Genomic DNA, 9540 nt, shown 5'->3' on the forward strand with positions numbered 1-9540 from the left:
TGAAGTCGATTTAGACGATAGCAACATAGTACGTCACATTGTCCCTGTTGAATCAGTTCAGTAATTTGTTGATAACCATTCCGCTTATCAGTACGTCCTGATTGTTTATCGCTATAAAAGGTAATGTGTTGAATATTATGTTTTTCGGCTAATGCCTTGATGGTTTGTTTTTGTGCTGCTAAGGATTGTTGCTTTGTAGTGCTCTGTCGTAAGTAACCAATTGCTTGTTTCATCGTGTTTCCTCCTTTCGAAGTGATAATATATATTTATGAACGAATTTATAGATGAGCCCAACACCTGCCTGGTGTTGGGCGTTATTATTAGTCATCAGCATGATTAATTTCTTCAATAACTAAATCAGCTAGTAATTCAATCAATTCATCCATTTTATCTACTCCTGTACGATTTCATCTTTAAGTTATTAAAAATCAATTAAATCATCGTTCTGTTTTTTCCATGATTCAAGTATCTTTTTGTTATCCAAGTTAATTTCAGCTTTAATAGGTTCAGCATCTTTAGTTAGACCAAAAATAGACGCATATTTTGAATCTAGCTTTAAATAGTAAAAGACAAGTGACTGTTTTTTGCCATTGTCATCTTTGACTGTTCGTTTTGTTGTAATTCGATCATGGTCAGATTCGATAAATCCTTTATCCCTTAGTGCATTCACGACATTGTTGACATCCTGAAAGTGCTGTTCTTTCAGCATATCTTTAAATACAGTCGCAATGATTTTGACCTCGATATAATCATCTTTTAAGGCAATTAGTCCATAATTCTCAATCATATTCTTTAACGCTGTGTCATCAGAAAATTTACCACGGTTTTGTGCTACAAATTGCGTAATGACTTCAATCGCTTTATCTGCCAGTGATCGTTCAGAGACTGTATGAGTATGATAATCAATAAAGTAGTCTCTTATTTTAGCGATATCAATATTTGTAGCTAAAACATGACTAAGAATCTTGGCCGAAGTAGTGATAGCCGCATAGCGCTTAAACATACGAATACCAGTATTATTTGTTTCATCCTTCAATTTATCTTTAAACCAATGATGTAATTCAAAAACGGATCAAAAAACAAAGGGCCCTAGAAACTAGGAGCACACTTACACAAGAACAATTGATAGATAAATTAGCTAAAGGAGCCATCGATGCAGAAACGTTCAGAAAACAATCTCAATCGTTACTTCAACAATCAAAACCAACACTATCAATAAATGAGCAACAAATTCAAAGGTCTTTTGAAAATGTAATTCAACAACACTTCACGTTAAGCATGTTATACCGATATATTGATGAAATTCATATTTCTAAAAACAAAAGCCTTGTGGGAATCTATTTCAAAAATGAACCGCTAAACATTGTAAACCAAGCTACGCAATCATCGATTGCTTAATTAATGAAAGAATGAAAAATATGAAAGAAATGAAAAGAAAATCTGTAGGATGTTATGTTAGAGTTTCAACAATTTCTCAAGACATTGATAAATTTAGTATTAATGGTCAAATTACACAAATAAAGGAATATTGCCAACAGGGAAATTATGAATTGCTATACTGATAATTAAAAGTACCCCCGATCGAACGAAAATATCTTTTTGATGACTATTAGTGATAATTGTAATTTTATCCATTAATAGATGAATGGATTGGAATAATACTAAGCCTATTGCTATTCCACCGAGTAAAATTACCCACCCGCCTAATTCAATACTTTCCGGAATCATTTCAAAAAATAATAAGCCAATTATAAGGCCTGCACATAATGAATAAATAAAGCCATGACCACTTTGAAAACCTTCCATTATCCAAGCGAGTCCACCGCCAACACCAATTCCAAGTGCGGAAGCTAACGCCCGATCATCCATACTGCACTCATCCCACTATTCTTAAAAAGGCTTTGTTTATTTTACTCTAAAAAATCAAAACAAAATATATGAATTCATATTAAATATTATTTGACTCTTTATTCAGATGGTTATATCATATATATGAACATATATTAATATATATAGATAAATAGTGATTATTATATATAAGGTTTTGAATTGAAACCTAAAGTGAGGGAAGGATAATGGAAGAAAAAAAGGAATTAGAGGAAGTAAATAATAAGGACTTAGATGATGAAACATTATTTGTCGTATCGCAAACATTTAAAGCGTTAGGTGATCCTACGAGAATCCGGATTCTCCATTTGCTCTTTTATAAGGAGTATTCGGTAAACGGTATTGCTGAAACGCTACATCTTAGACAATCAACAGTTTCCCATCAATTGCGGTTCTTGAAAAATTTACGGTTAGTAAAATTCCGAAGGGAAGGCACAACATTGTTTTATTCCCATGATGATGAACATACTATGAATATGCTAAAACAGGCGATCGATCACGCCTGTCATCACTAGTATTCCGTAAACCAGTAATAAGTGTTAATAATAATTCACGTCATTAATATTGTTATATGATCATATAACAATATTATAGGCATATGAAAAGGGGGTTTTGCAATGGATATGGAAAACAAAAAAACAGAATGGAAAGCGTTGTATGATATCTCGAAGGAAAGTGAGATGGGTGTAGCAGAGAGGGTTAGTGAATACGGTTGATAAATTCATAGGATGTATTATTGGATACAAAAAGTTTGGATGTGGTCAATTAACGTCCTGGTTTAGTAAAGCTTACTGCGAATATATTGGAACCCGATATATCATATTTATTTAGAAAGGTGATAGAAATGAAAAATATTCAAGAGCAACAAGCACACGAAAGTCATAGCCACGATCATAGTCATGATCATGATCACGGAAAAATGCCAATTATTTCATATTTTATTGGCTTAGTGTTGGCTATAATTGGGCTTTTTTTAAGTGATGCAAATTTATTAATACAAAACATCTTATTTTCAATTGCCACAATCACAGCCGGCTACCATGTAATTATTCTCGAAGGAATTGGAGAGACAGTTGAAAATACTAAATTAAAGGGAAAATTCACTCCTAATTCTCATATTCTAATGGGATTAGCTGCAATCGGGGCTTCTCTGATAGGGAGTTTTTGGGAAGGAACCCTTTTGATACTTATTTTTTCCGGCGCTCATTTTCTTGAAGATTACGCTGAAGGAAGAAGTAAAAGAGAAATTACTAAGCTACTCGAAATGAACCCAACGACAGCTAAATTAATCCTACCTGATGGAAACACAAAAATTGTTGATGTCAGTGAATTAAAAGTTGGAGATCAACTCCAAGTGCTGAACGGTGATCAAGTTCCAATTGATGGGATTATTTTATCCGGTACTACCTCAATTGATGAATCTTCTATTAATGGAGAAAGTATACCGAAAGAGAAATCTAAGGGTGACGAAGTTTTTGGAAGTACGATTAATGGAACAGGTACTTTTACTATGGAAGTCACTAAGGAAAACAAGGATACTGTATTCTCTAAAATTTTACAATTAGTTAGTCAAAACCAAGATAATCAAACAAAAGCTGCCAGTATCATTCAAAAATTCGAGCCTAAATATGTTAATATAGTTTTAATCGCAATACCATTAGTAATGTTACTTGCTCCTTTTCTATTTGATTGGACATGGTCGCAAAGTGTTTACAGGGGATTAGTGATTTTAGTCGCAGCTTCACCGTGTGCTTTGGCAGCAGCTACTGTATCTGTAACATTGTCTACAACATCTAACCTAGCTAAAAAAGGCGTGCTTTCAAAAGGAAGTACTTACCTATCACAATTAGCGGATATAGATGCAATTGCCTTCGATAAAACAGGAACCCTTACGAACGGAGAACCTAAAGTAACAAATTACTATTTCACTCATTCTGTGAACGAAGAAAATATTATTGATATTATAGTCGCCCTTGAAAAGGAATCCAATCACCCACTCGCTAATGCTATTTTAGAAAAATTTGAAGTTAAAAATAAAATAGACATCGAAGTTACTAATCAAATTGGAAAAGGTCTGACAGGAGATTATAATGGAAAAAATTATCGTATTGGTAAGCCTACTTCTTTTGAAAGTGCTTCTGAAGAGTATACCCAGTTCAATCATGATTGGGCATCAGAAGGAAAGACGGTTGTATACGTAGCAGAAAATGAAGAAGTTATTGGGATTATAGCTCTAATGGATATTCCGAATGAGCATGCTAAAGAAACAATTAATTACTTTAAGAAACTTGGTATCCACACGACTTTAATTACTGGTGATTCGGAAATGACGGGAAAAGCTGTAGGCGAACAATTGGGAATAGACGAAGTTATCGCTAATGTAATGCCTGAAGATAAATCCAGAATTATAGAAGAACAAAAAGAAAAATTTGGAGTTACTGCCATGGTTGGAGATGGTGTGAACGATGCACCGGCCCTTGTTAATGCTGATGTTGGTATAGCTATGGGGGGCGGTACTGATGTGGCAGTAGAAGTATCTGATTTGGTTTTAATGCAGAACAATTTATCTAAATTAGTACAGTCTCATAAAATTTCCTCAAATATGGGTCGTGTTATTAGGCAAAATATTATTTTTTCAATGGCAGTTGTTGCCTTTTTAGTTGTCGTTAGTTTGTTAGGATTAACTGATATTACAATCAGTGTAATTGTTCATGAAGGAAGTACTTTAGTTGTTATACTAAATGGACTTCGATTATTAAGATCTAAATAATGAACGAATCGATTGACATGAATGAACTTTGAAGTGTGGATTCTACAATGTTCCCATAACATTGGACACTAAAAAACAGAGCAATCTAATAAAGATGTTATGAGTAAAAACAATGCCGTGCATACCGTTTTTATCATACGGGCGGTCAAATAAGCAATTAAAGAGCATGGGAAGCATAAAATCATAAACAGTGACTTAAGGCAGCCAGTTTACATTCAAAAGTTAAATTGACTGTATTAAAAGTTTCGAAACGATTAATATCCGTATGGGGGCAAGCGTCGAGCCAAAGATAATGCCAGGACAGAGCGTCTTTTTCCGTTCTTTTAAGTGGGAAAGGTTTTACCTTCTCTATGCCAAGACAGTCCCAGAGCTAAAAGAGCCAGTTGCTCTTTTTGGGCGTTTGTGAACGGTAATCGCAGGAAGGGGATTTTCCCAACCGCACCTGGTTTTCCATCACAATAAAGTTGGCGGCATTTGTTCTGATATTCTTGGGAATACTTACACTATGAATGGCCGTATTAAGTGATACAGGAGCTGCTATTATTGTAATACTGAATGCTCTCCGCCTTTTGAGGGTAAAAGAATAAAAGTAAGGATAACTAGGTAAAGCTGTTCAATCAAAAATTGAACAGCTTATTTTTCATCAAAATCAAAAACGTTTATTATAATACCTACACTTGTTCTGTTAAACGTACCGATTTTTTAACCTTATTGTATCAGTAATATCTTGAAACGAAGTAAGCGACTAAAATTTCTCTTTTATCATACTTTTATAAAAATACACTTTTAAGAACGGTTTGAAAATTTTTGAAATAGATCAAAATAATCTTCTGGTTAAAAAACCTGTAGATATGATTTCTCTCTTAAATTTTTGTTTGATTAGATTAGATCCTAATAAGACGCATTCAATATGTCTACACGTGAATTTAGTCTTTGAAAATGTAAGGACCATTATTATTATAAAAACCCCAGTATAAAACGATACGCAGAAGCATATCATAAATGATGCGGTTTTAGGAAATATTCTAAAAAATGTGATAATATTAAAATAAAAGAGGTTTTATTATGAACTTTAAAAAATACGAAGAAAATCTAGTAGCATCTATTGAAGAAGTTATTCAACGCATTATAGATGATAAACATAGACCTAATATTATAGGTAAAACAAGAGTAGGCGCTGAAGTTAGCGATTACTTAGAAGATGAATTTGTAAAGTATATATCTAGTGGAAAGAGTAGTAGCTTATATGATGCTCAAGGAGCACCTAAAGAAAAGACTAAAAACCCATGGGACGCAAGATGTAAATTTAAGTTTATGGATAGAGAAGAAGAAATTTGGATTGATTTTAAAGCATTTAAAATAACTAACATGGATAGTAATCCGGATATTGGAACTCCTAATAAAATAGTTAAGTTCATTCATGAAGGGAATTTTTATTTAGTTTTTGTACTTGTGTATTATGAAAGTAAACAAGATGGTGTTGAATTTGTAAAATATAATAATGATTATAAAAAAGTTTACTTATTAAAAGATGTTAATGAATCATTTAGAATTAATCCAAAACCACAGATGCAAGTTAATATTGCAGCAGAACCCACATATAGAACTAGAGAAGAATTTATTCATTTCTTTGTTAAAAAATGGAAAGAGTCATTTGAAAGACAGATAAAATCTTTAGAAAAAAAAGAAATAATGTTAAAAGATCTAGAAGATAAATTGAAAAATTCTAATGACAACTCAATTTAAGTTTAAAATAAAAATATTACCATTGCGCTTTTATAATTAAGAAACTAAAGGCGCAATGGTAATATTTTGATGGTGATAGTTGGTTGAGTATATATATAATATAAATTTCAAAAGGAAAATCTCTAATTTGAATTAATATAGTTTTTAATAAATTCTACTTCTTCACCGTTAATATCATAATATTTATAAATAATTTGATTGATTTTTTCTAAAGAACTTTCTAATTCATTATTTTTTTTAGTAGCATTTTCTGCAAAAATTAATAACTTAGAATTAATCTCTTCATTAAAACATAGTGGAATTGTTTTTAAATCTGACAATTTAATTTGAGGTTGTTTGCCTTCAGCTTTTCGGATAATTCTATTTGTAAGTGCAATAAATGTTAATAATTCAGAATTTAGTTGAGCACATGTAATTTTTAGCATATTTATATCTTTTATATCGTTAGTTGCTTTACTTAAGATATATAAACTATTATTTGAAGCTGACATTTTACCATCAAAGGTTGCTATAAGCTTATTAGCAGATTGTCTAATAAAAAGTTTCGGGTTTTTAAACACCTCTAAGTTACCTAAACCAATTCTTTTTTTATTTTTTATTCCTTTTTTTAATAATTCTTCATGAAGTGAATCATTAATCTTTTTTTGTAAAGCTGTATCGTATATAAAATAGTGATTTGAATGCATATTTTGAAATGGAAAAGATAAATTTTTGGCTCCCTTATAATAAGGCATTACGTGAAAATCCGTTTCTGGTTTATAATCTTTAACGAAGGAAGATTCCATATTCAATAACATAGTAGAAGTACGTAACTCTTTCTTAGGAAAATAATATTGAAGTTCATTTGATTTATTGTAAACTTTCTCTAAAATTGAATTTATTTTCTTATCGCTAATATTAAAACGATAAAATTTATCATGCAACCATATATCTTGATTAATTTGAATTGTGTTATTATTTTGCCAATCTTTGATACTTACAATAGCTTCTTTGTTGGATGCATTTTTTAAAAGAGAAATGATTATTTGTCCACTAACTACATCACTAAAAGCTTTTAAATTGATATCAAGTTGCTTTATAATGGCAGTTTCTAAAATATATTTTCTAATTGATTCAAAAGAACTTTCAAGTAAAGTTATATCTACAATAAATGTTAAAGTACCATTCTTTTTTAGTAGTTGTAAACCATTTTCAATAAAAAACATTGTGTAATTAAATTTTCCATTTTTTACGTTTTTAGGTATAAAATCATAATTTCGTATTAAAAATTGTCTTTTATCTTCACTCTTATTTATGGCTCGTCTTCCATACAAGGATACGTATGGAGGATTGCCTATAACTATATCAAAATTCTCAAAATTATCATTAATAAAATTTTGATTTTGAGAATTAAAATAATTAAATAAATTAATTTCTTTGTGTTTTTCTTGATAAACAAAATCTATAGCATATATATTAGGTTTTACTTTATCAAAGATACTTATGTCATTATATAGATAATACATCATAGTAAGAATATTGATCTTAGTAAAATTAATCATTTCATTTGAAACATCTATATTTACTAAGTAGTTATTTATAAAATCAACTATAGAATTTTTACTAATTTGTCTGTTGAAAATTTCATGTATGAAAGCTATTGAAAATATACCCGTACCACAAGCTGGATCTAATACTTTTTTCTTTGTTAATAAAGTATTAGGTATTTTATCAATAGATAATTGTATTATCCTTTTTATAACATTAAAATCTTGAGTGAAATATATTCCATTATCTTTTCTATTAGAAGTCTCAATTGTTTTGCTTATTAATAGATTGATTTCATTATAAAATGTAAATATATCTAGTTTGAGTATTTCATCAACTTGAGCCTCATTAAGTTTTACTTCAATTGATATATTCTGAAACATATCTCTTAGTTTTACTTTGTCAATTTCGAAATATAATGAATATAAGTCTATTAAATTATAATTTTTCATATAGCAGTCGTCCTTATAGTCAGAGTAATAATAAAAATTCTAGCATAGAATAATAAATTGAAAAAGTTATTTATTTCAATATTCATTTTTAACATGATTTAGGAGTGAGTGGTTCCATTATTTATTACTGAATTACTTAGCTTTTTTACTTTCTTTTCATGAAGCTGTAAAATTTTCATTACTTATTCTACACCTTCTACGATTACAGATTGTTTTTTATACGCTCCATAGTATTGAATAACTATTTCACTTTCAATAAGTGCTTTCATCAAGTGAATATCAAGTGGTTCTTTGATGTTTTTAAGGTTTATAAGTTTTTGATGGTAGAAAATAAGTTAATGAGACATATAGCATTGTATTATTTTGTATTTATTTATTATAAAAAAACAAATAAATTAGAGTACCACAAGGTGAAAGATGCTCTAATTTTATTAAAAGTAATATATAGCTTCATTTTGATAGATGGTTATTAATAATTATTTGAAAATCGTTATTAAGTATTGTTGTAATAGAGTCATCATTTATAAAATCATCATAGATTTTATCAAGAATTTCTTCATCTTCAATTGCTGCGAAATGATGTACTAGTCCTTTTACTATTGAAACGTAATCATGCGATGCTAAACAATTAGCAACCGTATGCCAATCTGATTGTGTGGTTTCATGGTTCATAGATAATCCCCTTTTATTTCAATGTCCATTTTTGACGTGCTTTCGGATTAAGGGGGTGCATGATTTCATTGGTTGCTGGGTTCATGAGTTGTTTCACTTTCTTCTTATGTGGTTTCAACATTTCTAATACTTCATTAACACGTGCTTCAACAACGGGCTTTTTAGCGTAAGCACCCCATGCTAATATCACTTCATCTGATTCTTTCACTGCTTTCATAATTTGAATATTTGTATGATTATCATAAGCATTTTCTTCTAAATGTTTGAGATTAATAGGTGTTGTAATATTAGAGTATAGATTCACAAAATAGATGGACCCAAATGCATCCATTTCTGAAACTTTGTTCATAATGAGTTGGGTTGTTAGGTCAATATTGATAATGCCATCATAGTGCGGATACATCGTGATGATTGTAAGTGTTTGTTTTTCACTGTCCCATGTCTTTGTTAGTAAGTAGCGGTGAGTTCTCTTTTCGTCAAATATTT

Annotated in this window: 8 protein-coding genes and 2 pseudogenes; 4 read left to right on the forward strand and 6 right to left on the reverse strand. The window is 30.4% G+C overall.

The genetic code is table 11. The features are described from left to right. Both KA909_RS11285 and KA909_RS11290 read right to left on the reverse strand, forming a co-directional pair. Positions 1–233, reverse strand: a 233-nt coding sequence (locus tag KA909_RS11285; RefSeq protein ID WP_210130227.1) for a recombinase family protein, incomplete at its 3' end; no start/stop codon positions are given. A 188-nt stretch (positions 234–421) separates the two neighbouring features. Continuing rightward, positions 422–1051: pseudogene (locus KA909_RS11290) on the reverse strand (cassette chromosome replicative helicase); the annotation flags it as partial. Positions 1052–1059: 8 nt separating this feature from the next. Here KA909_RS11290 and KA909_RS11295 point away from each other — a divergent pair. After that, positions 1060–1398 (forward strand): annotated as a pseudogene (locus KA909_RS11295) (cassette chromosome recombinase CcrA); the annotation flags it as partial. A 111-nt stretch (positions 1399–1509) separates the two neighbouring features. Here KA909_RS11295 and KA909_RS11300 read toward each other — a convergent pair. Next, positions 1510–1869, reverse strand: coding sequence for a ZIP family metal transporter (locus tag KA909_RS11300; RefSeq protein WP_001631039.1), 360 nt, complete (start codon positions 1867–1869; stop codon positions 1510–1512). 206 nt (positions 1870–2075) lie between these two features. Between KA909_RS11300 and KA909_RS11305 the strand changes: the two genes are divergently transcribed. The 3 genes from KA909_RS11305 to KA909_RS11315 all read left to right on the forward strand — a co-directional run bounded on the left by KA909_RS11305 (position 2076) and on the right by KA909_RS11315 (position 6403). Next, a complete protein-coding gene (locus KA909_RS11305; protein WP_000391495.1) occupies positions 2076–2402 on the forward strand; it encodes an ArsR/SmtB family transcription factor in 327 nt (108 codons plus the stop codon). Positions 2403–2731: 329 nt separating this feature from the next. Next, positions 2732–4657: a heavy metal translocating P-type ATPase gene (locus tag KA909_RS11310; RefSeq protein ID WP_017175150.1), complete on the forward strand. Its 1926-nt coding sequence runs from the start codon at positions 2732–2734 to the stop codon at positions 4655–4657. Between the two features lie 1065 nt (positions 4658–5722). Then, positions 5723–6403, forward strand: a complete 681-nt coding sequence (locus KA909_RS11315; protein WP_186335020.1) for a hypothetical protein — start codon at positions 5723–5725, stop codon at positions 6401–6403. Positions 6404–6525: 122 nt separating this feature from the next. On the opposite strand, the gene KA909_RS11320 is transcribed toward KA909_RS11315, so the two are convergent. From KA909_RS11320 to KA909_RS11330, 3 genes are all read right to left on the reverse strand, one after another. After that, positions 6526–8382 carry an Eco57I restriction-modification methylase domain-containing protein gene (locus tag KA909_RS11320; protein WP_210130228.1) on the reverse strand — a complete coding sequence of 619 codons (1857 nt, stop codon included), beginning with the start codon at positions 8380–8382 and terminating at the stop codon, positions 6526–6528. A gap of 450 nt (positions 8383–8832) precedes the next feature. After that, positions 8833–9054 (reverse strand): hypothetical protein, encoded by a 222-nt coding sequence (locus KA909_RS11325; RefSeq protein WP_186335019.1) that lies wholly within the window; start codon positions 9052–9054, stop codon positions 8833–8835. A gap of 13 nt (positions 9055–9067) precedes the next feature. After that, positions 9068–9538 carry a DUF1643 domain-containing protein gene (locus tag KA909_RS11330; RefSeq protein ID WP_210130229.1) on the reverse strand — a complete coding sequence of 157 codons (471 nt, stop codon included), beginning with the start codon at positions 9536–9538 and terminating at the stop codon, positions 9068–9070. Positions 9539–9540: the final 2 nt, after the last annotated feature.

Source organism: Staphylococcus sp. GDX8P54P, from assembly GCF_017893165.1.
Lineage (GTDB): Bacteria > Bacillota > Bacilli > Staphylococcales > Staphylococcaceae > Staphylococcus > Staphylococcus borealis.